Genomic DNA, 23,523 nt, shown 5'->3' with positions numbered 1-23,523 from the left:
ACGCTTCTGACGGGCTTCATGGCTGGTTCCCGACGTGCTCCGGAGATGCGTCCGATGGGCGAGGATGTCTCCCGCCGCGGGGTGGACGCTGGAAGAATGTGTCTCTCACACCGCATCGAGCACAGGAGCAATGATGACGCTGAAGGGCCGCCACTTCCTCAAGGAAGCAGACTTCACCCCGGCAGAGTGGCTGGAGCTTCTCGACCTCTCGGCCCAGCTCAAGGCGGACAAGAAGGCAGGCCGGGAGGTCAAGCGGCTGGTGGGCAGGAACATCGCCCTGATCTTCGAGAAGACCTCAACCCGAACCCGCTGCTCCTTCGAGGTGGCCGCTGCTGACCAGGGCGCCCACACCACCTACCTGGAGCCGTCGGGTTCGCAGATCGGCCACAAGGAGTCGATGGCGGACACGGCCCGGGTGTTGGGCCGCATGTTCGACGGCATCGAGTACCGCGGCTTCGGCCAGGACGGCGTCGAGGTTCTGGCCGCCATGGCGGGTGTGCCGGTGTGGAATGGCCTCACCAACGAGTGGCATCCCACCCAGATGCTGGCCGACCAGCTCACCATGCGCGAGCACTGCAGCAAGCCGCTGGGCCAGATGACACACGCCTATCTGGGGGATGCGCGGTACAACATGGGCAACTCGTGCCTCGTGACGGGCGCGATCGTCGGCATGGACATCCGCATCGTCGCCCCCGTCGAGTACCAGCCGGAGGCCTGGGTGGTGGACATTGCGCAGACCATCGCCCAGAAGACCGGTGCCACCATCACCATCACCGACGACGTCGCCGCCGGAGTTGCGGGCTGCGACTTCGTCTCCACCGACGTGTGGGTCTCCATGGGTGAGCCCAAGGAGGTCTGGCAGGAGCGGATCGCCGCGCTCAAGCCCTACCAGGTCAATGCCGAGGTGATGGCCGCCACCGGCAATCCCGACGCGAAGTTCCTGCACTGCCTGCCGGCCTTCCACGACCGCAACACCACCGTCGGCGAGGAGATCTTCCAGGCCACCGGCATGGATGCGCTGGAAGTGACCGACGAGGTCTTCGAGGGCCCCCAGTCGGTGGTCTTCGACCAGGCCGAGAACCGGATGCACACCATCAAGGCCGTGATGGTGGCGACGCTGGGCGACTGAGCGGGCAGGTCTCATTGCGCCGCGTGGGTTCGGGCACCGCGCGTGGATTTGGTCGGGCAGGATCGCCCTCGCGTGGGTTTGGGTGTCTCGCGTGCGCTGTAACAGTCGCGGCGCGCTGAATCCCACGCGGGCTGGGTGGGGCGCGCTGAATCCCACGCGGGCTGGGTGGGGCGCACTGAATCCCACGCGACGCCGTCCAAGAGGCAGGGCGTGCGACGGCCCCGGAACCCATGCGGGCGCCGGGGCCGTGGGAGAACCTCCCGAGGTCAGTCGAACAGGCCCCCCAGGGCTCCGCCCATGCCGCCACCGCCGCCAGCATTCGGCGTCGCGATGACGTTCTCACAGGGCTGCACGACCACGTGACCCTGACCACGGAAGGCCATCTGGAGCATCTCGCCGGTGCCGCCGCGAACCATTGACTTCAGGCCGCCGGTGTCCACCTTGATGTCCATCTGCACGCCACCGGTCCACAGCACGACGGCCTGGGCGTCGGCGAAAGTGGCGGCCTGCGAGACGTCGAGGGCCACCGGCTCACCCTTGGTGGTGATGGCGACGAAGCCGGTGCCGCGAAGTTCGACGTTGTAGAGGCCGCCGGTCATGGCTGCGCCGCGGGCCTGGATACGCCGCACGTCCCACTCGATCGTCTGGCTGAAGGCCAGGACATTGCCACCGTTGACGCTGATCGTGTCATTCTCCAGGTAGATGACCTGGATCTCGGCGGCTTCGTCGGCCAGGAAGAGCTCACCCTGCCCAACGCACTCCATGAGGGACACGCCCTCGCCGGTCGCGGCCTGCTTGAGGAGCTTGCCCAGACCGCCCGAACCGCGGTTGGTGAAGTTGATCTGGCCCTGGTAGGCCACCATCGATCCGGTGCGCGCCCAGACGGGGCCGAAGCCCATGTTCACCTTGAGCAGCTTCTTGTTCTGCAGGCTGAACTGGTGTTCGGAGTCCTTCTCGGCGTATTCGTTGAACAGGGGTCCGTACAGGGGCATGGTTCACCTCGGAGGGATCGGTGGGGCGCTCGGCTGCGCTTCCATCCCCATGAGACTAGGGTCCGATCGGTTCGACAGCTGGCGAATCCGGGTCACGATTGTCCCCTTTGGCGTCGGATCAGGGGTGGATGGCGTGGCGGTGTTCACCCCGCCACCACTGGACGGCTGCCCAATGGTGGTCTCGGTGGGAAAGACTCGCGCCGCGAGGCGCCGAGTGCGCGCCCGGAAGGAATCCCCCATGAAGCCGATGTTCCGTACCCTCGCCGCCGCCGTCCTCGGGGCCAGCCTCTGTCTGACGCCCGTCGTCGACGCTGATGCCGCTGGTCATGGCAAGGGCCATGACAAGCCCGGTCACTACTCCTTCGCCGTCATCGGCGACGTCCCCTACGGCCAGGCCCAGGTTGATGCCTTTCCGCAGTGGGTGGACCAGATCAATGCCAGCAAGCCGGCGATGACCTTCCACGTGGGCGACATCAAGAATGGTTCCACGCGCTGCGACGACGACTACTACGCCATGGTTCGCGCGCAGTTCGACCGTTTCGAGAAGCCGCTCATCTACACTCCGGGCGACAATGAGTGGACCGACTGCCACCGCGCCAACAATGGTGCGTACAACCCGCTGGAGCGCCTGGACCACACCCGGGAGACCTTCTTCCCCAAGCCTGGCCGCACCCTGGGCCAGAAGCCGATGACCGTGCGCAGTCAGGCCCATCGGGGCGTGCCGGAGAATGTCCAACTGCGCCAGCAGGGCGTGAGCTTCAGCGTGATCCACGTGGTCGGCTCCAATGACGACCTCAAGCCGTGGTCCGGCATCGGCATGACTGAGCCGACCGCCGAGCAGATCGCCGACCAGCGCAGCCGGATGGAGTCGGCCATCGTGCAGGTGAAGCAGACCTACCGAGAGGCGACCCGCAGGAATGACCGCGCCGTGGTGGTCCTGCTTCAGGCTGACATGTTCGACCCCACCTACGCGGTGCCGTGGGAGAACAACTCCGCCTTCCAGCCGCTGGTCCAGACCTTGGTGGACGAGTCCAACAAGTTCCGGGGTGAGAGCTACGTGATCGACGGTGACAGTCACGTCTACACCGTCGACCAGCCGCTGGCCGAGGGGTCCCACTGGCTCGACTTCTATGGTGTCGAGGGCAGCAGCGAGCTGACCCGGATCACGGTCGACGGTTCCCAGAACAACACCAACTTCCTGCGCTTCACCGTGAATCGCCCGCGTGCGGAGAAGGTGCTGAGCTGGGAGCAGGTGCCGTACCAGACGAAGGCCTGACACCGGCCCGCCCCGGACCCCGGCCCGGGGCGGGAGTCAGTCGTCGCCCAGTCCGCGCGCAGTGAGCGCGTCGCCGGTGCGCTGGGCGTAGGCCACGGCCCCGACCACAGCGGGGGTGATCAGGGCGAACCAGTTGCGATCCAGCCCGCGCGCCCGGGCCGAGGTGCGGACGTCGTCGAACAGGCCCACCAGGTAGGGCAGTGATCGCAGCATCAGTGCGACGGCCAGGCCGAAACGTTCCGACGGGAAGCCCAACCGTTCCAGAGGCCGTGTGGCGTTGACCAGGGCATCAACCAGTACCGGTGCGGGCGTGGTCAGGGTGAGGGCGCGGCTGAGATAGACACAGCCCAGCAGGTTGCCGCTGAGCATGATGCCGGTGAGCAGTCCGTCGCCGAAGAGCACGTGGTAGCCCACCAGGAAACCAAGCAGCACCAGCATCCCGACGCCGAGCTTCAGCGTGAACCTCACGGGCAGGCGGGTGGCCAGCAGGACCACCACGGAGAAGACCACCAGCGCCACCGCCAGCCACCACTGCCGGGCGATGAGAGCCGGGAGGGTTCCGGCGAAGAGCATCGCGTACTTGGCTCCAACCGGGAGCCGGTGGATGATCGAATCGCCGGGCAGGTAGGCGCCGAAGAGCTGGTCCTGGGGTCTCACCGTGTCACCTCGGGGCGGGGGTGTGCATCAACTGGCGATAGTGGTCGATCGCGGCGTCGGGGGAGCCGTCGAAGACGCACCGACCTGCCTCGATCACCAGCGCCCGGTCGGCTCGTGCGGCCAGGTCCAGATCATGGGTCGCCACCACAAGCTGCTGGTCCAGATCCATCAGTGCCTCTCCTACTCGGAGGCGATTGCGCAGATCCAACAGCGTGGTGGGTTCGTCGGCGACGACGACGTCGGGCTCGACGGCCAGGACGGTGGCCATGCTGACCAACTGTCGCTCGCCACCGGACAGGTCATAGATGCTCTGGTCTGCCACCCGACCGAGACCCCGCTCGTCGAGGATTTCCAGGGCACGTTGCCGCCGCTGTTTGCGGTCCTTCAGTCGCTTGCGCAGGCTCAGCTCCAGATCATCGGCTGGGGTGGACATCACCAGCTGGCTGAGCGGGTCGGTGAAGATGAAGCCCACCTTCTGCCGGATGGCCTTGGGATCCTTCGCCGGGTCGATCCCGTCCACCAGGAGTTGGCCGGAGGTGGCGCTGGCCAAGCCGTTGAGCAGCCGTAGCAGCGTGGACTTGCCCGAGCCATTCGCCCCGATGATGGCAATGCGACGCTCGGTCAGGTCGGCGGTGATGCCACTCAGCAGCTGCTTGTGGTGCTGCTGGCCGCGCTCGCCCCAGACCGGGACGCTGACGCCTACCTCGCGGAACTGGATCCGACTCATGCGGGGGTGGTGACTGCGTCGCTCGGCTCGACGGTGCGGGCGGAACCCAGGGCGAGCATCGGGAAGGCCTTGTGGACGGCGACGGCGATGACAGCGGCCACCAGGGTCTTGAGCACGTCTCCGGGCCAGTAGGCCATGTCGAACTTGAAGGCCTTGCCCAACGGGATTCCGCCATTCCAGGACATGCCGAGGATGCCCAGCGGGTGGGTGATCAACGCGCTGCACAGCAGGCCGGCGAGAATGAGGCCCAGCGTCACGCCGCCCATGCCCTTTCCGCCGTCCATGCCACGACGCAGGATGCGGTAGCTGAGCCAGCCGCAGCAGAGGGCGTAGATGGGGAAGGCAATGAGGAAACCGGCCGACGGGCGACCCAGCACGCCCAGTCCTGCGGATCCTCCGGCGAAGACGGGGATTCCCGCCAGGCCGACGGCCAGGTAGAGCAGGGTGGCGAGCATGCCGCGCCAGGGGCCCAGCACCATGGCGGCAAGTCCGATGGCGAGGGTCTGGAGGGTGATGGGGACGGAGCTGCCCGCGACGTTGATGCCGGGCATCCAGACGGTGACCGCGGCGATGAGGGCGGCGAAGACGGCCACCAGGGCAAGATCGGTCATGGGATTGCTGCGCTTCACGGGAGGCTCCTGTTGAACGGTGTTCAATGACTTCCGAAGGATAGCCCCTCGGCGCCTGCTTCGCAGACCCGCCCATCCCCGTGACAGGCTGGCGGCATGGGCTTCACACCGAAGGAACTGCAGCGCCACGCGGGTGAGATCGTCGACGACCTGCTGCCCGACCCCCTGCGCCTGCTGGTGGTGGGCATCAATCCGTCGCTGTGGACGGCGGCCACGGGGGCCCACTTCGCCCGTCCCGGCAACCGCTACTACCCGGCCCTGGCCCGGGCAGGAATCATCAGCCACCCCTTCGACGCCTCGAACGGCTACCGCCCCGAAGATCTGGCCGAGCTGCACCGGTTGGGCATCGGCAACACCAATCTGGTGGCCCGGGCCACGGCGCGTGCCGACGAGCTGACCCGTGACGAATTGCGCGCGGGGGCAGAGCGGTTGACCGGCCTGGTGCATGATCGCCATCCCCTCGTCGTGGCGGTGCTGGGGGTGACGGCCTACCGGCAGGCCTTCCGTCAGCCGCGGGCAGGGCTCGGTGAGCAGCCGGGGAAGTTGGCGGGCGCACGCCTGTTCGTGTTGCCCAATCCGTCGGGGCTGAATGCCCATGAGACGGTGGACAGTCTCGCGGCTGCCTATGCGGTGGCGGCGCGGGCCGCGGGCATCCTGCCCCAGGGCGCCTGACCCGGCGGGACGCAAAGCTGGTTCCCTGCGTGGTGAAATCCGCGCGCCATGGTGGACACGGCAGCGAGCTGGGAAAAGGAGGACCCAGGGTGCAACGAAAGAGGCGCCGCGAGCGTGATGAGGGCATGACTGCCAGCACGCTTGCCGCGGTTCGGGAAACCACCCCGACCTTCGACGACTGGCTTGCCGCGCGCGGATCCGCGCTGCTCTCCTTCGCCTGGATGGTGACGCGCAACCGCGAGGATGCCAAGGACGTGCTGCAGGATGCGCTGGTGGGGCTCTGCCCGCGCTGGGAGAGGTTTGGGGACGTCGACGAGGCGGAGGCCTATCTCAAGCGCAGCATCGTCAACGGTTCGGTCAGCAATTGGCGCAAGAATGGCCGCCGTCTGGTGCCGGTGGCCGACCCGGGGCAGATGCAGCCGGCCGTTCCCGACTTCACGGAGACGAATGACGAGGCCGACCTGGCCTGGCAGTTGTGCGAGACGCTGACTCCGCAGCAGCGTGCGGTGGTGGTCCTGCGGTTCAGGGAGGACTGTTCCTTCGCCGACATCGCGCGGATCCTGGAGATCCCGCAGGCGACGGCACGGTCACATGCGCACCGGGCACTGGCTCGGTTGCGCAAGGAGCTCGAGAAGGCCCGGGAGGAGGGACGATGACCGATCACGAGAACGGCCGGCGGGGTCATGACGACCTGACAGACGAGTTCGGCGCTGATGACTTCGACGCTGAGGACTTCAGCCGTGAGGAGGCGCTCTTCCGTGAGGCCTTCGCGCGCCACGCGGGCGATCTGGACGACGAACTGGTGGAGTTCGAAGGCTCCCGACGAGAGTCCGGGCGCCGGGCGGTGACCTGGCTCGCCGTCGCGGCCAGCGTGATCACGGCGGCTGGCGGCACGACGGCCTGGCTGAACCGCACCCAGCAGGCAGTCCCCGGGCCGGCCGCGGTGAGCGCCACGCCCAGCCGCACCACGCCCACCCCGACGCCGAGTGTCTCGGCCACGACGGTCCCGTCGCCCTCTTCCAGCCCGAACGCCTCCAGCTCGGCACCCCGCCCGACGGCGTCGGGGGGAATGCTCACGCCGGTCCCATCCATGACCGTGACCCCGACGCGTGAGGCCACGCCGGTGGAGACGCCCGCTGCGGGTGCGCGCCCGTCGGGTCCGGCCAGGGCCACGGGCAGCTCGCAGCCGTCGAGTGCTCCGCCCGCTGCGGAGGAGTCCGAGCTGGGCGACTACAACCCGAACGATCCCGTGCCGGCCAAGAAGGACCAGCTCACCATCGAGACCCCGATCACCTTCGGCGGCTGGGGCGCCTACGAACTGGGTACGACGGCGGACGAGCTCAAGCAGCGCAATCTGATCGTGGAGGTGGACGACGTCTGCGAGGGGTCGCTGGAGGCGATCACGGCCCACAAGACGGTCGGACTCGCCGTGACCCAGTTTGCCGGTCGCAACGGGCCGCTGGACGCGATCGTGATTCGAAATCCCATGGTGCGCACGGATCGTGGAGCTGGCTACGGCATGACACTGGCCGAGGTGGAGAAGCTCTACGGCAGCCAGTTCGCCTATGAGGAGAAGGTCAACGACTACGGCCCGCCCTTCGTGATGGGGCGTGCCAAGCAGGGGGGCCGGGAGATCCTCTTCCTGGTGGACGACGGCAAGGGTGACTACGCGAAGGCGACACCCCAGAGCACGGTCGATGCCATGGTGGTGCGGCCCTATGCCAACTCCGCGCCCTTCATGGACGCCTGCTGAGTGCTGGCCCTGGCGGTGTCACCGCCGGGGCCAGTCCCATGCGGTCTGGTCAGCGCGCGTCGAGAGCGCCCTTGATGCGGCCAAGGCCGTCCTCGAGGATGGCCGTCGTGGTGGCCAGGTTGAGGCGGGCGAAGCCAGCCCCGTTGGCGCCGAAGTCCGCGCCCGAATTGAGCCAGACCTTGCCGTGCTCCGCCAGCCACGAGCCCGGGTCGTCGCCGAGCCCGGTCTGACGCAGGTCGAGCCAGGCCAGATAGGTGGCCTGCCCGGGCAGGTACTCGACGCCGGGCAGCTCCGCGTCGACGAATTCCTTGAGCCGCAGGGTATTGGCCCAGATCGCTGCGCGGACCTCGTCGAGCCACTCGTCGCCGTGGGTGAAGGCCGCGATGTTGGCCTCCATGCCGAGTGTGGTGGCTCCGTAGAGGTGGTCGGGGTGGGCCCCCTCGATGAAACGCTGGTGCGCCTGCTGCGTGTGCAGGGTGACGGTGGCACAGGGCAGGCCCGGGATGGAAAAGCTCTTGGAGGCGCTGGTCACCGTGACGCAGTGGCTGGCGGCCGTCTCGTCCACTGACGCGTAGGCGATGTGCCGGATGCCGGGCATGGTCAGCGGGGCGTGGATCTCGTCGCTGATCACCCAGCCGTCGTACTTGGCGACGATCCGGGCCAGCGCCGCGAGCTCCTCGCGGGAGAAGACCTTGCCAACCGGGTTGTAGGGCTGGCACAGGATCAGGGAGCGGGCGCCTTCGGCGAAGGCCCGCTCGATGCCGTCCAGGTCCAGGTGCCACTGCTCGTCGACGGTCTGCGCCCCGGGGGTCTCCAGCAGCGGGACGTCCACGGCCTGCCGGCCGGTCAGCCCCGGGATCTCCAGGAAGTGCATGTAGGCCGGTGTGGTCACCACGACGCCCGCATCCTTGGGCGTGAACACGTCGATGGCCACCTCGATGCCCGCCAGCACGTGCGGCACGACGGTGGTCCACTCCGGGTTCACGGACATCCCCAGCCGACGCTCGGCGAAGTCCGCAAACGCGCGGGGCACCCGGTCGTCGACCTCCGCGTAGCCGAATCCCTGCCGTGCCACCACGGCGTCGATGGCCTCGGCGACGGGTTCGGCCAGCGGATAGTCCATCTCCGCCACCCACATCGGCAGCACCTCCGGTCCGCGACGGTTCCACTTCATGGATCCACGGGCGCGCAGGGCTTCGGGGGTCAGGGCGTCGAAATCGGTCATGGGTCGATCCTGCCTGAGGTCGTCGCATGGGGCGTGCCGTGACCATCAGCCGGGAGTGGAGGCAGGGCAACAAGCGGCAACAACACTACGGATTGTCGTGTTGGACCCCACGATTGAGCCAGCTCGCCCCTTCCTCTTGCTCAACGCAGCGCATGAAAGGCATCACCATGACTACGCAGCATCCAGATGACCTGGCCGTGACCCAGGTCCGAGGCCAGGACGACCTGGTCGCGGTCAGCCCCAACCTGGGAGCCGGTTATGTGCCGGTTGATGAGGACGCGGACTTCGTGCCCCCCAAGGGTCGGGGCGCAGCATCCTTCGCGCTCGGCACGTCGATGGCCATCGACAACTCCGAGGGTGGCGTCTCCAAGACCTTCTTCCCGCAAATGATGACCGCCTTCCACGTCGGCAATGCCGAACTGGGCCTCATCAACTCGCTCAGCATGTTCGCCCGGATGATCTTCGGCCCGGGCTGGGCCATTGCCGCCGACAAGTTCGGCCGCAAGAAGATCCTGTTCATCGTCACCGGCCTGTGGGGCATCTGGACGGCCGCCACCGCGTTCGCACAGAGCTGGAACCAGCTGCTCATCCTCTACGGCATCTCCTTGATCGGCACGGTTGCCTCCGAGCCCATCACCAATGGCCTGTTGGGCTCCCTGTACAAGAAGTCTGAGCGTGGCAAGGCCTTCGGTACGGTGCGCGGCACCTCCTCCATGCTGGGCATGGCCATCACCCCGCTGCTTGGTCAGTTGGGTGACAACCCCAACGGTTGGCGCTACGCCATGGTGATCATGGGCGTCCTGTCCCTGGTCTCCGGCATCCTGATCCTGATCTTCGTCAAGGAGCCGGAGCGTCACGGCGACAAGATCGCGGATGATCCCGACGCCGGCATTTTCAAGTGGGCGGATGTCCCGAAGCTGTTCAAGATCCCCACGGTGGCCGCCACCGTTCCGATGCTCTTCCTGATCACCTCCATGGTGCTGTTCGGTTTCATGGGCAAGTTCTGGGCCAACGACCTCGGTTTCGGCGTGAAGAATGCCGCCTACCTCTACACGGCCTTCCAAGCCGGTGCGATGATCTCGGCCTTCCTCGGAGGCTTCCTGGGCGACTGGTTCCAGCGCAAGTTCGGGCACAAGGGACGCATCATCCTCTTCCAGCTCTATGCGGTGGCCTTCGCCGTCATGACCTATGTCGCCTTCCAGATCAAGTTCGGTTTCGGCCCGTACATGGCCATCGTCTTCGTGCTGGGTCTGGTCTTCTCCGTCGGGTTCTCCGGCTGCGTGCTGCCGATGATCTCCTCGGTGACGCCCAAGCAGCTTTCCGCCACCGGCTTCGCCGTGCTGTTCAGTCTGTGCCAGGGGCTCATCACCGCCGGGATGTCGATCTTCGTCGGCAAGATCTCGGTCGGCATGGGGCTGCAGCAGGCGATCCTCTTCTTCGTCACTATCCCGTACCTGCTGAACGCCATCTACTGGTTCGTCTACTACCGGATCTACCCCAAGGATGTGGCCATGCAGGGTGAGCGCACCAGGCTCATCGAGCAGGGAATCTTCTGATCGATCAACCCAGGACATGGTGATGCCCCGCAGCATGCTGCTGCGGGGCATCACCATTTGATGCAGTGGCGTCGTCCCCCATGCGACGGGCAACACAGAACCGCCCGCCCTGCCGGAGCAGGACGGGCGGTTCGTGGAAGGCTTGTGTCAGCCGATCACGCGGATGTCGGCGGCCTGGGCGCCCTTGGGGCCCTGGACAACCTCGAACTCGACGCGGTCGTTCTCGTTGAGGGTCTTGAAGCCCGAGCCCTGGATGGCGCTGAAGTGCGCGAACACGTCGGCGGAGCCGTCCTCGGGAGCGATGAAGCCGAAGCCCTTTTCGGCGTTGAACCACTTCACGATGCCAGTCGTCATTATTTTCCCTGCTTTCTGGGTGCTGAGCCCACCGACTTTCGACGAGCCCGTAGCTGTGATGCCTTGTGAACCATCCAGAAAACAGCCTTGGCACGGATTCCCCATCGCTGGGGATCAAGACCGAAAACCGCTTGTCATGCGAGGTACAGAACTTCAACAACTGCGCTCCAGACTACACGTCGAGGCGGTCAGGCCAAATCGTCCCCCGGGGGAAATGGTGAACAAATGATGAACAAGTGAACGCCTGGCGGAGATTTGAACGAGCAAGGTCACGGTAGGCGTCGAAGGTCATCCACCCGCCTAGACTTGCCCTCATGACCCAGGCAGGCCCGGACCGCAGCGAGGGTTCGGGCATCGCCGTCCGACCCCTCCGCCCGCTGCCCATTTGGCTGACCAGCCGGCCACTCCTGTGGTTCACCTTGGCCACTTGGCTGGTCTACTCCATCTATTGCGTGGGTCGCTATCCGCAGTTCCTCACGGCTGGCTATGACCTTGGCATCTTTGACCAGGCCGTGCGGCGCTACTCCCGCTTCGAGGCGCCCCTGGTTGCCCTCAAGGGGGACAACTACCACCTCCTGGGGGATCACTTCCACCCGATCCTGGCCGTGCTCGCCCCGCTCTACTGGATCTGGGATGACCCCCGGATGCTCGTGATCGCCCAGGCCGGGCTGGTCAGCCTCTCGGTGCCAATCGTCCACGGGATGATGCGACGCCACGGCGCGTCGGGAGTGCTGCTGTGGATCCTCACCGTCGGCTATGCCTTCAGCTGGCCCATCCAGCGGTTGGTGGACTTCGACTTCCATGAGATCAGCTTTGCCGTTCCCCTGTTGGCCCTGGCCCTCGATGGGCTGGACCGACGAGACGACAGGCGATTCCTGGTCGGCGCCCTGCCGCTGCTGTTGGTGCGCGAGGACATGGGGATGGTGCTTGCCATGCTGGGCATCGTGCGGGCCTGGCTCGCGATCCGGGACCATCGCGAGGTTCGCCGGATGGGTCAGCCACGCCGCTCACCCCATGGCAGCCCTGTCACCGGGCGTCGCGTGGGTTCCGTCTCCTCCTCCCAGTCTCGCGTGGGTTCCAGTGATCCGCGTGCGCTGCACCACACGCGCGCTGACCAAAGCCACGCGACGGGGGATCTGGGCGCTGGGAGCCACGCGACGGGGGATCTGGGCGCCGGTTCCCGAACCATGCTGGGCCGAGCCCTCGCCCTCTCCGCCAGCCTCGTGGTGCTGGGCACCGTCGTCTTCTTCCTGGTCATCAAGGTGGTGCTGCCGCACTTCGCCGCCGACGGCCAGTTCGCCTACTGGACCTACGACTCCTTGGGTGCCGACGCGGTCAGCTCCATCAAGTTCATCCTGCTGCACCCCATCAAGACGGCGGTCATCTTCTTCACACCGTGGGTGAAGACCCAGTCGCTGCTGTACCTGTTGGTGCCTCTGGCCTTCCTTCCGCTGCGATCGCCGTATGTGCTGGCCACCCTGCCGCTGCTGGCCCAGCGCAATCTCAGCTCTCGCACCCACCTGTGGGGCACGTCCTTCCACTACTCGGGACCGATCTTCGTGATCCTGGTCTTCGCCTGCGCCGACGCCCTGGCCCGAATGACCCCTGACTGGCGGCGTCGTGTGGCCAAGTACTTGGCCGCGATGGTCTTCATCACGCCAGCCTTCGATCTGGCCGTCCAGGGCCGCAACTATCCGCTGGTGCGCCTCACCTGGTCCGCGTGGCGGAAGAAGCCGATCATGATCCACCAGCAGGCGGTGCTCCAGCACATCCCGCCGCACACCTGCCTCGAGGTGGACGATCGGCTCGCGCCACACCTGACCCGAACCAATCGGGTCACGCTTCCCACCCTCACGAAGCGAACCAGCGACTTCGTCGTCCTGGACATGAGCCAGAACGAGGTGGGCTATCCGCTGCCCAGTCCGCAGGAGATTGAGGAAAGGGTGAAGTCTCGCGGATACACGCCCGTGGCCCAGGAAGGCCCGATCGTGGTCTGGCAACGTCCGGGATACGCTGGCCCGAGTGATGGATGCCGGCCAGACGCACCCTGATCCGCCCTTCCAGGAGAGCAGATGCCCCAGAGCACCGAGGTTGTTGCCAGCAAGGGAACCGGACCCGTCCTGAGTCCTTCGCCCGGGCCCGCGAGTCCGATGGCTTCCATGCCGCGCACCGGCCTGCGGCCCGGCGCCGTGCACCACTTCCGTCAACAGGTGGCGGGCGGCAGCACCCGCCTGGCCGACGGGTTCGACGTCCAACCCGGGACGGTCTGGGAGCTGGCCGTCTTCCCGGATCTGGAGCACGATTCCACCAGCAATGACTCGCCCGATCCGAACTTCGACGGGTGCAGTCTGGGCGTGGAGTTCGTCACCGACGCCGGCACCCAGACACTGCTGGACCAGCACCGCCACCCCGTCGATGGCACCCGGCAGTGCCTGGTGGCCGACAACTGGAACCTGCTCCAGCTGGACCTGGCACCGCTGGCTGGCCAGCATGTCCACGAGGTGCGGCTGGCCAGCGCGAATGGTCTGGTGGGGGCCGGCTGGGTGCAGGTCTTCGGCGTGCGGCCCGCCCCGGTGGAGGCCGACGACGTCGTCGACCGGGTCCTGACCACGCGCGGCACCCACTCCGCCTTCCTCTACTCCCGCGGCAATGCGCTGCCACTGACCTGTCTTCCGCAGGGCTTCAACTTCCTGGTGCCACTCACAGAGAGTCGGGATCGCAACTGGCTCTACGGCTGGCACCGCGACGGGGGCCCCCGACCCCGCCTGCAGGCGCTGGCCTTCTGTCACCAGCCCAGCCCATGGATCGCTGACCGCAGCGCCTTCCAGGTGATGCCCTGGCAGGGGCGGATGACCGCGTCGCCAAGTGGCCGGGCTCGCGAGTTCAGCCATGACGACGAGATCGACCGCCCGCACTACTACCGCGTCGACCTGGCCGGGGGGATTCGGGCGGAGATGACGCCCACCTCGCGCGCCGGGATCTTCCGGTTCACCTTTGCCGAACCCGGCCGGCATGGCGTCGTGCTGGACCAACCCTTCATCGGCACGATGCGCACCGAGACCCTGGATGACGGTCGCGTCGCCTTCCACGCGGCGATCGCCCCGGCCGAGGGCTGGAGCGCCGGCCTGCACCGCCCCAGCCCGCCGGCCTATGTCTATGGCGAGACCAGCGCACCCGCGAGCGTGCACGGAGCCCGGGAGCGTCGCAGCCCCCTGGAAGGTCTCGTGGTCAACGGGAAGCGGCTGCACAAGAGCTGGTTCGGCAGGTTGAAGCTGCCGCTGCCCAGGCCGCAGGCTGCAGTGCTCGAGACCGAGGCCGACGTCTTCGAGGTGCGGGCGGCGATGAGCTTCATCGGGGTCGACCAGGCTCGGCGCAATCTGCAGCGAGAGGTGGGTCAGGCCAGCTTCGACGAGATTGCGGAGGCTGCCCGCCAGACCTGGCGTGGGCTGCTCGGCAGACTCGAGATCGACGGTGGCACCCTGGACCAGCGCACCACGGCATGGTCCAATCTGGCCGCGCTCTACTCCTGGCCCAATGACCACCACGAACCGGTGGCGGATGGCAGCGTCGAGGGCTGGCACTGGGCCTACGCGTCGCCCTTCCGCCCGGCGACGGTGCACACCCCGCACCGCACCGGCTGTGAGGTGGTCGACGGGCAGCTGTGCGTCAACAACGGCTACTGGGACACCTTCCGCACCTGCTGGCCCCTGTACTCGCTGTTGACTCCGGACCTTGCTCCCGGATTGCTCTCCGGAATCCTGCAGCAGTACCGCGACGGAGGCTGGATGGCCCGCTGGTCCGCGCCCGGCTATGTCGACTGCATGCCCGGCACCAGTTCCGACGCGATCTTCGCGGACGCCTCGGTGCAGCACACCCTGCGCGCCGTCGACGAGCTCGACGCGTATGACTCGGCCCTGCGCAATGCGACCGGCCCGTCGGGCGACGTGTTGACCGGCCGCAAGGGGATCGGCCGGGCTCGCTTCGTCGGCTGGGTGGACACGGACACGGAGGAGGGCTTGGCCTGGACCATGGACAATGCCTCCTGCGATGCGGCGATCTCCCTGTGGTCGGGTCGTTTGGCGGCCCGTGCCCGAGCAGGGGAGCCGGGTCTGGCCGAACGGGGCGACGAGTTCGAGGCCAATGAGGCGTGGTTCGCCAACCGTGGTCTGGTGCACACCCAGATGTTCGACCCGAGGATCGGCTTCTACCAGGGGCGGCGTCCCGACGGGAGTTTCCGCGTGGAGCCCGCCGACTTCGACCCTCGCGTCTGGGGCCATGACTACACCGAGACCAATGCCTGGGGACAGGCCTTCCACGCCCCGCACGACGGCGCCGGACTGGCGCGCCTGCTCGGTGGTGAGCACGCGCTGGCCGAGAAGCTCGACGAGATGCTCGCCACGCCTGCTGTGACCCGGCCGTCGATGTGGGGCAGCTACACCTACAACACGCAGGAGATGAACGAGGCGCAGGCCGACGGGATCGGACAGCTGGCGATCAGCAACCAGCCGGCGCACCACATCCCGTTCATGTACCTCTTCGCCGGTCAGCCGCACAAGACGCAGTGGCTGACCCGGGAGCTGTTGGACAAGAAGTTCGTCGGCTCGGAGATCGGCCAGGGCTACCCGGGCGACGAGGACAATGGCGAGATGAGCGGCTACTGGCTGCTGCTGGCCATGGGTCTCTATCCACTGTTCGTCGGTGGTGGCGAGCTGGCGATCACCGCGCCGCTGTTCGCGAAGATGGCCTGGAATCGATCCGACGGCACCCGGCTGGAGATCCGTGCGACGGGCATCGAGCATCGCTACATCCAAGCGCTGCGGGTCAATGGGGAACTGTGGAAGGCCGTCACCATTCCCGCCGAGCTGTTGCGCGGCAATGCGTTGCTGGAATTCGAGTTGGGCCCCGAGCCGTCCAGTTGGGGTGCCGGCACACGCCCGTGGAGTGCGTCGACGGCCACCGGACAGGCCCGACGCTGGCAGCCGGACCGTACTCCTTCGGCCAGCCACGACGGCCCCGAGTGCCTGGTGGACGACAGGGGTGACAAGCATGCGGACCTGGCGCCCGGTGACGTGGTCAGCTTCATCTGGGAGCAGCCGTTCGCGCCGCTGTACCTGACCCTGACCAGCCCCGATGCCGCCGCTCCCGGTCTGCGCGTCGAGGTCCGTCGCGACGGTGGATGGGCGGATGCCGGGGTGGTCACCCGCTCCACCCAGCACCCGGGCCAGAGCGCCGCCTACCTGGTGGGTTCCGAGCCCATCGACGGGCTGCGCCTGGTGGCCACCGCGCCCTGCCGGTTGAGCCAGGTGGAGGTCTACTGACCGATCCTTGGTGACCGGGGCCACGGTGGCCGAGCCCACCCACGGTGGCCGAGCCCGCCCACGGTGGCCGAGCCCGTCGAGGCCCATGGCCTGGGGTGGGAGGAGGCCGGAACCCTGGGGCGATGCGCCGGGCTGGCCGCTCGGCCTAGCGTCGAGGGCATGCAGAGATCCGGGTGGACCCGTGTGGTCATCGTCAGTGTCGTGGTGGCGTGGGCGTCGCTGGCGAGCAACATCACCACCGACGCGCAGATGTCGGGGCAGGCCAATGTCCTCAAGGCTGCGCGGATGAGTGTGAGCATGGTGTTGAACTCGGGGACCGTCTGGGCGGGGCTGCCGATCCTCGCCGGGTGGCTGGTGCGACGCCCCTTGCCCGCGGCGCTGGCCGGGGTGCTCTCGGCGGAGCTGGCGTTGGTGGTGCACTACTCGACGGGTCGGCTGGTCGGTGTCTTCGAGCCCGGCATCTGGCGCGACAACGGCTACTGGTTCGTCGCCGGGCTGTTCTGCGCGCTACTGGGTCCGATTGGTGCCTTGGCGCATCGAGCCGGTCGGGTTGGCCTGGTGGCCCGGCTCGTGGTGCCGGCGGGGGCCCTCGCAGAGCCCTTCGTGCTGGGCATGTTCAGTCGTCCGCACATCCTGCCGTGGCCCAATCGCCTGGCCGGCTCGGTCTGCGGGGTTGCGCTGGTGGCTGCCGGCATCCTGGGCGTGCTGCGGGCTGGGATGATTCGAGGCACCCGAGGTACCCGTGATGTCTGCTAGGGTACCCGCATGGCCATCAACATCAAGAATGAGCAGGTGCTCGAGCTTGTTCGCGAAGCCTCACGGCTGACGGGCGACTCCCAGACCGGCGCCATCGAGACAGCCCTGCGGGAGCTGATCGCGCACCGCAATGCGGTCCCGCGCAGCACCCGGCTGGATCTGGTGTGGCGGACGCTGGATCTGGTCGACGGGTCAGTGGATGATGCCCAGCGCCTGAGGATGCAGCGCACCATGGATGAGATGTACGACGAGTCAGGTCTCCCCGCATGATTCTCGACACGTCGGCCGTCGTGGCCGTGCTGAGTGGGGAGCCGGAGCGGGCCCAGTTCGTCGAGTTGATGGCCTCGGCGGCCAGGGTGTGCATTGCCGCCCCCACCCTGCTGGAGCTGGGGATGGTCATTGACGGTGCCGCCAATCCCGTCCTGTCCAGAGCCCTGGACAGCCTGATGCAGCAGCTCGACGTGGAGGTCCTGCCCTTCGATGCGGCCCAGGCGAAGCTGGCGCGCGATGCCTTCCGGGACTTCGGGCGGGGTTCGGGGCACCCGGCCCGGCTCAACTTCGGGGACTGCATCACCTATGCGGCCGCCAAGGCCTGTGGTGAGCCCCTGTTGTACAAGGGTCAGGACTTCTGTCACACGGACATTCGCGGGGTCTGATCTCGTAGTACCGCTGGTAGCTTGTGGACATGCCTGACGTGAAGATCTCCACCTGGTCGAACAGCACCCCTCTTGACGAGACAGGCATCATCGACCTCTACAACAGTGTCGGCTGGACCGCCTACACGGATCATCTCGACTCACTGTTCGAGGGTCTTCGGAAATCTCTCAGGGTTGTCCTCGCACACCGGGATGGTCAGCTCGTGGGTTTGGCCCGCATCATTGGTGACGGCGCCACGATCTGCTACCTGCAAGACGTCCTGGTCCACCCAGATGCGCGCAGGCAAGGACTCGGTCAAGCACTGGTCCACATGGCCTTCGCCCCCTACGAGGGTGTTCGTCAGCATGTGCTGATCACTGATGAGGAACCCGGCCAGAAGGCCTTCTATGAGGCCATCGGATTCACCCAGCTGGGAGCGGCCACGCCCGGTCGCGCATTCGTCCGCTTCAATCCTTGACCTCCGGGTGAGGCGAGTCAGCTGATCTTCTCTTCGTCCAGCCGGTCGAGGATCCAGGAAGGCACCAGCGTGGATGTGGGCAGGTGGCGCGCTTGGGCGACTGCTTCGATCCGGGCCTGCTCTTCGGCGCTGAGGCGCACCGAGTAGACCTTGGCCCGGTTGGGGCGAGCCACCTTTGCGTCACTCGGGTAGTCAAGGTCTTGTGTCTGCTCGGACTCGGCGCGCAGGCGCGCCGTCCCGTTGTCCCAGTTGAGCTCTTCACCCATGCGCGAGGTGTACTACGCCGTACTTCGCAGGCGGTAGGTTGCGAGCGGCCATCCCCAGCACTTTCGAGGCCCCCACCCGGTCCGCTGCTGCTCCGCGGTCTGCGAGGCGAGGGACCCAAACGCGGTTCGGCCCCGGAAAACACCCGGTTTCCGGGGCCGAACCGATGCCCAGGCGGTGTTGCTGATCAGGCGATGGTGACCGGGATGCTCACCACGGTGCCGGACGGGGCTGCCTTCAGGGTCAGGACGGCAGCACCCTTGGCGACGCTGTCGGGCACGGTCACCGTGAGGGTGGCCTTGCCGTCGCTCACCGTCGCGCTGCCCACCTGCACGTCACCGATGCTGGCCACCAGCGTGGTGTTGGCCACGGCACCGGTCGACTTCATGTCCAGGGTGTCGGTCTGCAGTGCACCCTGCGGGGCGCCGACGGTGAAGGTGGTGGCCTGGCCGGCGGTCAGGGTGGACGGGGTCTCCTTCACGCTGACCGCACCGCGCGCGAAGCTCGGGCTGACGGTCTGCTGGGCGGTCAGCCAGTCAACCCAGGCCGCCAGGTCGCTGGCGCCGGTGTCGCGGGTGTTCTGCCCCTCGGCGAGCACCCGGAAGTTGTCGCCACCGGTGATCAGGAAGTTGCCCGAGCCCACGGTGTAGAGGGCATTCGGGTCGATGGCCTGGCCGTTGACCGAGATCGACGTGATCCGGTCGCCCATCGGGCGGGACTCGTCGAAGGTGTAGGTGACATTCTTGCTCAGGCCCAGCTGCAGGTAGGCGCGGCTGGGGATGGTGCCGTCGGCATTGGTCTGCCACTGCTGCTCGAGCATGGTCTTCACCTGGGCGCCGGTGATCTGCGTGGTCATCAGCGTGTTGGCGAAGGGCAGGATGGCCGCGGCGGCGGCGTAGCTGAGGTCACCGGCCGGGAGGTCAGCGCGGGTGCCGCCGGGGTTCTGGACGCCGATGAAGTTCTCGTCGCCATTGCTCAGGGTGTCGTAGAACATCTGGGCCACCATGTTGCTCATGGTGCTCTCGACGGCGCGGTTGTCGGGGCTGCCGTCGGCCTTGAGGCCACGGGTGATCTCGCCGGTGGAGCTGGCGATCACGCGGCTGCCGATGATCGTGGCCTGCTCCAGGGCCTCGGCCGTGAGCTTCTGCACCTCGGCGACGCGCGGGTACTGAGCGACGAGCGAGGGCACCTCGGTGCTGGCCTTGATGGGCAGGTTCTCGGCGGTGGCCTCGCAGACGGTTCCGCGGAACTCGGCGCCGGGATCCTTGATGGCGCCCTTGCCCTTGCCCTTGTTGTTGCCGGGGCGGAAGGGCTGCGTGTTGTCCAGGGTGAGCTGGACCTGGCCGACGGCTGCGCCGTAGCTGCCCGACTCGATCACCGGGCGGGTGCGGTCGGTGCCGGGCACCGGGGCATCCCAGGCGTAGGTCTGGTGGGTGTGGGCGGTGAGGATGGTGGCGACCTTCGGCGAGGTGCCGTTGACGATGTTGGCGAAGGCCTCGTTGCCGAGGGCCTCGTCCAGGGTGGCCGGATCGCTGACGGCCGCGCCCTCGTGGTAGCTGGCGACGATGACGTCGGCCTCGCCGTTGGCCTCGTCGCCGTCGGTCAGCTCCGTGGCGTAGCGGTTGACGGCCTCGACGGGATCACCCAGGTCCACATTCTTGAAGACCTCGGTGCCCACCAGGCTCTTGAGGTCGGCGGTGACGGCGCCGACGATGGCCACCTTGAGGCCATTGCGCTCGACGATCTCGTAGGGCTGCACGGCGGAGTCAGTGGTGCCTGGCTTGTACAGGTTGGCAGCCAGGTAGGGGAACTCGGCGCGGTCCTGGATGCGGCCCTCGAAGTCCGCCCAGCCGCGGTCCAGCTCGTGGTTGCCCACGGCGGCGGCGTCGATGTCCATCGCGTTGATGATGTCGATCGTCGGGTTGTCGTCCTGCACGGCCGACGGGAAGAGCGAGGCGCCCACATTGTCTCCGCTGGAGACCACGACGGTGTTCTGCTCGCCGGCAGCCTGACGGGCAGCCTCGAGGGTGCCGAAGAAGGCGACGGTGTCGGGGCTCTTGGTGGCGAGGCGCCCGTGGAAGTCGTTGAAGGCCAGCAGGTTCAGGGTGGTGGTGTCCTGACCGCAGGCCACCATCTTGCCGGGCTTGGGCTTGGGGGCGGGCTTGCCGGCGTCGGCCGGGGCGGTGCCTCCGGCGATCAGGGCGAGAGCGGCGACGCCCGTGGCGGCAGCTCGTGCCAGACCGGTCTTGATCATGTGATCTCCTTGTGGAACCAATGTGGGGTGTCACCGGTCGGTGACGGGATGCGCTGGGGTGCGGACCTGGTCCGTGGGGGCGCTGCAAGGGTCAGCCTGCTGAGTTCGGGCCGTCTGGCGCAAGCCTTGTGCCCACCCGTTCCACAATTGTTCATCCGACCGTGATGCTTATGGTGATTGACATAAAAGGCCAAGTCGGAGGGTATTTCGGTGGGGATCCTTGTGGCCACAGGATCCTCGCGCGAGGACGGCTGGCTGCCATCCGGCTCGTGGTTCAGGGCGTCGTGGCTGCCACATGTGTGGCGGCTGGGGAGGGGCGACGAGTCTCGGCGGGCTCCGTGCCGCGAACCGACTGCTGCGGGTCCGTGATCGGGCAGTTCGACTCGCTCGACGGTCTGTCCGGTGCGTGCGCGGGGCGGGCGGATCGCGCGATCAGGTAGCCAGCAGTTGCCGTCATGGCCAGGATGCGCAGCGTCATGCCTTCATTGTGGGCCAGGGTGCGCAGCGTCATGCTTTCACTGTGGGTGCCGGGATAGTGGGCGTGGGCCCAGCGCGACACGGACACGACGCGGCTCCATCTGGCCTGCGGGCCTAGGCTTGGGGGTCATGGACGACGCGTCGGACCCCACTGCCATCTCTCCGATCGACGGTCACAGCGACCACGAGATCCCGTGGGCCATGCAGTTCGCTGTGCGCTACGACAAGCAGAACCCCGCTACCCACGTTGACACCTGTGAGGCCGTGGCTCGCGCGTGCGTCGCCCTGCTCGCCTCGCCCGAGGCAAGGGATGGGGAGTGGCGCGAAGCGGTGGACTTCTGGCGCGACGGGCGGATCCGCAAACTGGTGCGCCGTGCCCGCGGCGAGGCGCGCTGGGTCGAGGTGCAAACGGTTCCCGGCGTCACCATCGAACAGGGAGGTGGCGACGACGAGGGAGTCGCGGGCGCCCGGGCCTTCGTGCCGGCACCCGTCAGACCACTGGGCCCGGTGCTGAAGAAGCTGCAGGTGGAGGGTACCGAGCTGCCGGACACGCGGCCGAGTCGCACTGAGGGCGCCTTGGTCACCGTCGGGGTCAGTCCCCACATCACCATGACCACGGGCAAGGCTGCGGCGCAGTGCGCCCACGCCGCCCAGCTGGCCTGGGAGGCGATGGACCAGGACACGCGTGAGCGCTGGCAGCGCGACGACTTCAGGCTGCGCGTCGAGGTGGTCGAGCCGGCGCGCTGGGCCGCGGACGCGGGCCGGGTGGAGGTGGTCGACGCCGGTTTCACGGAGCTGGACGGCCCCACCCCGACCACCCGTGCCTGGTGGTGAGTGGCCGCGGGTGAGTGACTGGGGGTGAGTGGGCCTCAGTCCAGCCGATTCGCGCGGCCGCCCAGCAACTGCAGCTGCCCGTCGGCCTGCAGGGTGACGCCGCCGGCCTCCGGGTCGAGGTAGCTGCGCATCGTGAAGGAGAGCGCTCCGTCGTCCAGGAAGAGCTCGGTGACCGAGCGGTCGTGGGCCAGCCGCAGCCGTGGTCGGGGGGTGCTGGGCAGGCTCACCACGCGACGGTCACCGTGCGGATAGCGCGTGGCGGAGCGGTCGACGGTCAGCTGGGAGCCGTGGAAGTCCAGGCGCACCTGGCTGGAGGGCGAGCCGATCACCAGGCTCCAGCCAGTGGCGGCGCTGGTGTCCAGTTCGAGGTCCAGCAGGAAGCTGCGCGAACCCTCCAGCGGTGCCAGCGGGTGCGGATCCCCACCGACGACCTGCGGCTCGAGATCGGCCCCTGCCTCGAAGGGCAGGCGTGGCCGTTGCACCAGTCGGCCATCGCGCAGCACCAGGTCTCGGGCGCAGGACAGCAGGTGCACCCACTCATGCTCCAGCGACGGCTGCTGGTCCTCGCCGGCATTGCCCACCCAGGCCAGCAGCGTGGCCGGGCCCGGCTCGTCGCGGGCCACCACCTGCGGCGCGTAGAACTCGAAGCCACGGTCGAGTTCGTGGAAGTCGCCGGTCTGGCGCAGCTGGTTGCCCTCCAGCCGGCCCACCAGGTAGCCACAGGCGAAGACGTTCTGGAATCCCTCGCCGGGGGCGGCGATGCCCTGCGGGCAGAAGATGAACACGTCGTGCAGCTCGCCGGTGGTCTCGTCGGGCACCCGCACCAGGTTGGGGCACTCCCACATGTAGCCGAACTGGTCGAAGCGGCCGTCGGCGTCGGGGAAGCCCAGCTCACCGTCGAAGCGCCAGGTGAGCAGGTCGGGCGAGCTGAGCAACAGGGCGCAGCCGGTCTCGTCGCTGCGCTGCGCTCCCAGCAACATCCGGTAGATGCCCTCGCTGGTGCGCCAGACCTGCGGGTCGCGCACATGGGCGGTGTACCCGTCGGGCAGCGGATCGACGACCGGGTTCTTGGGGTGCTTGCGGAAGTCGGTCAGGTTGCTGGTGGTGGCCATGCACTGGTGGGCGCTGCGGCCACCCTGTTCGTCGCGCACATTGCCGGTGTAGAACAGGGCGATCTCCTCGCCGGTGTGCACCGCGCTGCCGGAGTAGACGCCATGGCTGTCGTACCAGCGGTCGGGGGCCAGTGCGGGGCCGTGGTCGCTCCAGTGCAGCAGGTCGCTCGTGCTGGCATGGCCCCAGTAGACGAGTTTGCGGGGGTGGAGCGGGCTGAACTGGTAGAAGGCGTGGAAGCGTCCTTCGTGCAGTAGCAGGCCGTTGGGGTCGTTGAGGCGTCCCACCGGGGGTGCCAGGTGCACCAGGGGACGGTCGGGGTCTTGGGCCGCGCGCGAAGCCTCGATGCGTGCTGCGGCGGCCTCCATCAGGTCTTCAGCCACGGCTTCAGGCTAGCCCATCTGTCCAACCTTTGACACAAAGGTG

At 67.5% G+C, this 23,523-nt stretch carries 23 protein-coding genes; 13 read left to right on the top strand and 10 right to left on the bottom strand.

The window, feature by feature from the left end; translation table 11 throughout:
• Positions 1–130 precede the first annotated feature (130 nt).
• Complete coding sequence (gene argF, locus ACTQ49_RS06590; protein ID WP_441827045.1) at positions 131–1,129, top strand: ornithine carbamoyltransferase; 999 nt, start codon at positions 131–133, stop codon at positions 1,127–1,129.
• A 266-nt stretch (positions 1,130–1,395) separates the two neighbouring features.
• On the opposite strand, the gene ACTQ49_RS06585 is transcribed toward argF, so the two are convergent.
• Entirely contained in the window at positions 1,396–2,121 is a 726-nt protein-coding gene (locus tag ACTQ49_RS06585; protein ID WP_441827044.1) for an AIM24 family protein, read from the bottom strand.
• Between the two features lie 238 nt (positions 2,122–2,359).
• On the opposite strand from ACTQ49_RS06585, the gene ACTQ49_RS06580 reads away from it, so the two are divergent.
• Positions 2,360–3,397, top strand: coding sequence for a hypothetical protein (locus ACTQ49_RS06580; protein ID WP_441827043.1), 1,038 nt, complete (start codon positions 2,360–2,362; stop codon positions 3,395–3,397).
• 36 nt (positions 3,398–3,433) lie between these two features.
• Here the strand turns inward: ACTQ49_RS06580 and ACTQ49_RS06575 are convergent, their stop codons facing one another.
• The 3 genes from ACTQ49_RS06575 to ACTQ49_RS06565 are packed head-to-tail and all read right to left on the bottom strand — an operon-like array spanning position 3,434 to position 5,410.
• Complete coding sequence (locus tag ACTQ49_RS06575; RefSeq protein ID WP_441827042.1) at positions 3,434–4,054, bottom strand: energy-coupling factor transporter transmembrane component T family protein; 621 nt, start codon at positions 4,052–4,054, stop codon at positions 3,434–3,436.
• A gap of 4 nt (positions 4,055–4,058) precedes the next feature.
• Positions 4,059–4,781 (bottom strand): energy-coupling factor ABC transporter ATP-binding protein, encoded by a 723-nt coding sequence (locus tag ACTQ49_RS06570; RefSeq protein WP_441827041.1) that lies wholly within the window; start codon positions 4,779–4,781, stop codon positions 4,059–4,061.
• Positions 4,778–5,410: a biotin transporter BioY gene (locus ACTQ49_RS06565; protein ID WP_441827040.1), complete on the bottom strand. Its 633-nt coding sequence runs from the start codon at positions 5,408–5,410 to the stop codon at positions 4,778–4,780. The genes ACTQ49_RS06570 and ACTQ49_RS06565 overlap by 4 nt, the downstream gene beginning before the upstream one ends.
• A 96-nt stretch (positions 5,411–5,506) precedes the next feature.
• On the opposite strand from ACTQ49_RS06565, the gene ACTQ49_RS06560 reads away from it, so the two are divergent.
• The 3 genes from ACTQ49_RS06560 (at position 5,507) to ACTQ49_RS06550 (ending at position 7,835) form a co-directional block, all read left to right on the top strand.
• The gene (locus tag ACTQ49_RS06560) at positions 5,507–6,082 is read left to right on the top strand and encodes a mismatch-specific DNA-glycosylase (RefSeq protein WP_441827039.1); all 576 of its coding nucleotides are present in this window, start codon (positions 5,507–5,509) and stop codon (positions 6,080–6,082) included.
• Between the two features lie 89 nt (positions 6,083–6,171).
• Positions 6,172–6,738, top strand: coding sequence for a sigma-70 family RNA polymerase sigma factor (locus ACTQ49_RS06555; RefSeq protein WP_441827038.1), 567 nt, complete (start codon positions 6,172–6,174; stop codon positions 6,736–6,738).
• Positions 6,735–7,835, top strand: a complete 1,101-nt coding sequence (locus tag ACTQ49_RS06550) for a hypothetical protein (RefSeq protein ID WP_441827037.1) — start codon at positions 6,735–6,737, stop codon at positions 7,833–7,835. The genes ACTQ49_RS06555 and ACTQ49_RS06550 overlap by 4 nt, the downstream gene beginning before the upstream one ends.
• 49 nt (positions 7,836–7,884) lie before the next feature.
• On the opposite strand, the gene ACTQ49_RS06545 is transcribed toward ACTQ49_RS06550, so the two are convergent.
• On the bottom strand, positions 7,885–9,060 hold the full coding sequence (locus tag ACTQ49_RS06545) for a MalY/PatB family protein (protein ID WP_441827036.1): 1,176 nt from the start codon (positions 9,058–9,060) through the stop codon (positions 7,885–7,887).
• A 167-nt stretch (positions 9,061–9,227) separates the two neighbouring features.
• On the opposite strand from ACTQ49_RS06545, the gene ACTQ49_RS06540 reads away from it, so the two are divergent.
• Complete coding sequence (locus tag ACTQ49_RS06540; protein ID WP_441827035.1) at positions 9,228–10,616, top strand: MFS transporter; 1,389 nt, start codon at positions 9,228–9,230, stop codon at positions 10,614–10,616.
• A gap of 147 nt (positions 10,617–10,763) precedes the next feature.
• On the opposite strand, the gene ACTQ49_RS06535 is transcribed toward ACTQ49_RS06540, so the two are convergent.
• The gene (locus tag ACTQ49_RS06535; protein WP_342090287.1) at positions 10,764–10,970 is read right to left on the bottom strand and encodes a cold-shock protein; all 207 of its coding nucleotides are present in this window, start codon (positions 10,968–10,970) and stop codon (positions 10,764–10,766) included.
• A 314-nt stretch (positions 10,971–11,284) separates the two neighbouring features.
• On the opposite strand from ACTQ49_RS06535, the gene ACTQ49_RS06530 reads away from it, so the two are divergent.
• The 6 genes from ACTQ49_RS06530 (at position 11,285) to ACTQ49_RS06505 (ending at position 18,158) form a co-directional block, all read left to right on the top strand.
• Positions 11,285–13,021, top strand: a complete 1,737-nt coding sequence (locus ACTQ49_RS06530) for a DUF2079 domain-containing protein (RefSeq protein WP_441827034.1) — start codon at positions 11,285–11,287, stop codon at positions 13,019–13,021.
• A gap of 21 nt (positions 13,022–13,042) precedes the next feature.
• Positions 13,043–16,288, top strand: coding sequence for a GH92 family glycosyl hydrolase (locus tag ACTQ49_RS06525; protein ID WP_441827033.1), 3,246 nt, complete (start codon positions 13,043–13,045; stop codon positions 16,286–16,288).
• A gap of 63 nt (positions 16,289–16,351) precedes the next feature.
• Positions 16,352–17,044, top strand: coding sequence for a hypothetical protein (locus ACTQ49_RS06520; RefSeq protein WP_441827032.1), 693 nt, complete (start codon positions 16,352–16,354; stop codon positions 17,042–17,044).
• A 9-nt stretch (positions 17,045–17,053) separates the two neighbouring features.
• Entirely contained in the window at positions 17,054–17,314 is a 261-nt protein-coding gene (locus ACTQ49_RS06515; RefSeq protein ID WP_441827031.1) for a type II toxin-antitoxin system VapB family antitoxin, read from the top strand.
• A complete protein-coding gene (locus tag ACTQ49_RS06510; RefSeq protein WP_420176660.1) occupies positions 17,311–17,700 on the top strand; it encodes a type II toxin-antitoxin system VapC family toxin in 390 nt (129 codons plus the stop codon). Before ACTQ49_RS06515 ends, ACTQ49_RS06510 begins: the two co-directional genes overlap by 4 nt.
• 29 nt (positions 17,701–17,729) lie before the next feature.
• A complete protein-coding gene (locus ACTQ49_RS06505) occupies positions 17,730–18,158 on the top strand; it encodes a GNAT family N-acetyltransferase (RefSeq protein ID WP_420176661.1) in 429 nt (142 codons plus the stop codon).
• A gap of 17 nt (positions 18,159–18,175) precedes the next feature.
• Here ACTQ49_RS06505 and ACTQ49_RS06500 read toward each other — a convergent pair whose 3' ends face one another.
• From ACTQ49_RS06500 to ACTQ49_RS06490, 3 genes are all read right to left on the bottom strand, one after another.
• Complete coding sequence (locus tag ACTQ49_RS06500) at positions 18,176–18,424, bottom strand: hypothetical protein (RefSeq protein ID WP_441827030.1); 249 nt, start codon at positions 18,422–18,424, stop codon at positions 18,176–18,178.
• A 185-nt stretch (positions 18,425–18,609) separates the two neighbouring features.
• Positions 18,610–20,676 (bottom strand): bifunctional metallophosphatase/5'-nucleotidase, encoded by a 2,067-nt coding sequence (locus ACTQ49_RS06495; RefSeq protein WP_441827029.1) that lies wholly within the window; start codon positions 20,674–20,676, stop codon positions 18,610–18,612.
• Between the two features lie 274 nt (positions 20,677–20,950).
• The gene (locus ACTQ49_RS06490) at positions 20,951–21,187 is read right to left on the bottom strand and encodes a hypothetical protein (protein WP_441827028.1); all 237 of its coding nucleotides are present in this window, start codon (positions 21,185–21,187) and stop codon (positions 20,951–20,953) included.
• A gap of 167 nt (positions 21,188–21,354) precedes the next feature.
• Between ACTQ49_RS06490 and ACTQ49_RS06485 the strand changes: the two genes are divergently transcribed.
• On the top strand, positions 21,355–21,987 hold the full coding sequence (locus tag ACTQ49_RS06485; RefSeq protein WP_441827095.1) for a peptidyl-tRNA hydrolase: 633 nt from the start codon (positions 21,355–21,357) through the stop codon (positions 21,985–21,987).
• Positions 21,988–22,022: 35 nt separating this feature from the next.
• Here ACTQ49_RS06485 and ACTQ49_RS06480 read toward each other — a convergent pair whose 3' ends face one another.
• The gene (locus ACTQ49_RS06480) at positions 22,023–23,480 is read right to left on the bottom strand and encodes a glycoside hydrolase family 32 protein (protein WP_441827027.1); all 1,458 of its coding nucleotides are present in this window, start codon (positions 23,478–23,480) and stop codon (positions 22,023–22,025) included.
• Between the last annotated feature and the right edge of the window lie 43 nt (positions 23,481–23,523).

Source organism: Luteococcus sp. Sow4_B9 (assembly GCF_052116585.1).
GTDB lineage: Bacteria > Actinomycetota > Actinomycetes > Propionibacteriales > Propionibacteriaceae > Luteococcus.
This window is presented reverse-complemented; position numbering and strand designations above follow the sequence as displayed.

Excerpts from the sequence above, each read along its gene's own strand:
- argF (WP_441827045.1), top strand. The coding sequence starts at position 131 with ATGATGACGCTGAAGGGCCGCCACTTCCTCAAGGAAGCAGACTTCACC.
- ACTQ49_RS06585 (WP_441827044.1), bottom strand. The coding sequence starts at position 2,121 with ATGCCCCTGTACGGACCCCTGTTCAACGAATACGCCGAGAAGGACTCC.
- ACTQ49_RS06580 (WP_441827043.1), top strand. The coding sequence starts at position 2,360 with ATGAAGCCGATGTTCCGTACCCTCGCCGCCGCCGTCCTCGGGGCCAGC.
- ACTQ49_RS06570 (WP_441827041.1), bottom strand. The coding sequence starts at position 4,781 with ATGAGTCGGATCCAGTTCCGCGAGGTAGGCGTCAGCGTCCCGGTCTGG.
- ACTQ49_RS06560 (WP_441827039.1), top strand. The coding sequence starts at position 5,507 with ATGGGCTTCACACCGAAGGAACTGCAGCGCCACGCGGGTGAGATCGTC.
- ACTQ49_RS06550 (WP_441827037.1), top strand. The coding sequence starts at position 6,735 with ATGACCGATCACGAGAACGGCCGGCGGGGTCATGACGACCTGACAGAC.
- ACTQ49_RS06545 (WP_441827036.1), bottom strand. The coding sequence starts at position 9,060 with ATGACCGATTTCGACGCCCTGACCCCCGAAGCCCTGCGCGCCCGTGGA.
- ACTQ49_RS06540 (WP_441827035.1), top strand. The coding sequence starts at position 9,228 with ATGACTACGCAGCATCCAGATGACCTGGCCGTGACCCAGGTCCGAGGC.
- ACTQ49_RS06535 (WP_342090287.1), bottom strand. The coding sequence starts at position 10,970 with ATGACGACTGGCATCGTGAAGTGGTTCAACGCCGAAAAGGGCTTCGGC.
- ACTQ49_RS06530 (WP_441827034.1), top strand. The coding sequence starts at position 11,285 with ATGACCCAGGCAGGCCCGGACCGCAGCGAGGGTTCGGGCATCGCCGTC.
- ACTQ49_RS06525 (WP_441827033.1), top strand. The coding sequence starts at position 13,043 with ATGCCCCAGAGCACCGAGGTTGTTGCCAGCAAGGGAACCGGACCCGTC.
- ACTQ49_RS06515 (WP_441827031.1), top strand. The coding sequence starts at position 17,054 with ATGGCCATCAACATCAAGAATGAGCAGGTGCTCGAGCTTGTTCGCGAA.
- ACTQ49_RS06510 (WP_420176660.1), top strand. The coding sequence starts at position 17,311 with ATGATTCTCGACACGTCGGCCGTCGTGGCCGTGCTGAGTGGGGAGCCG.
- ACTQ49_RS06505 (WP_420176661.1), top strand. The coding sequence starts at position 17,730 with ATGCCTGACGTGAAGATCTCCACCTGGTCGAACAGCACCCCTCTTGAC.
- ACTQ49_RS06500 (WP_441827030.1), bottom strand. The coding sequence starts at position 18,424 with ATGGGTGAAGAGCTCAACTGGGACAACGGGACGGCGCGCCTGCGCGCC.
- ACTQ49_RS06495 (WP_441827029.1), bottom strand. The coding sequence starts at position 20,676 with ATGATCAAGACCGGTCTGGCACGAGCTGCCGCCACGGGCGTCGCCGCT.
- ACTQ49_RS06490 (WP_441827028.1), bottom strand. The coding sequence starts at position 21,187 with ATGACGCTGCGCACCCTGGCCCACAATGAAGGCATGACGCTGCGCATC.
- ACTQ49_RS06485 (WP_441827095.1), top strand. The coding sequence starts at position 21,355 with ATGCAGTTCGCTGTGCGCTACGACAAGCAGAACCCCGCTACCCACGTT.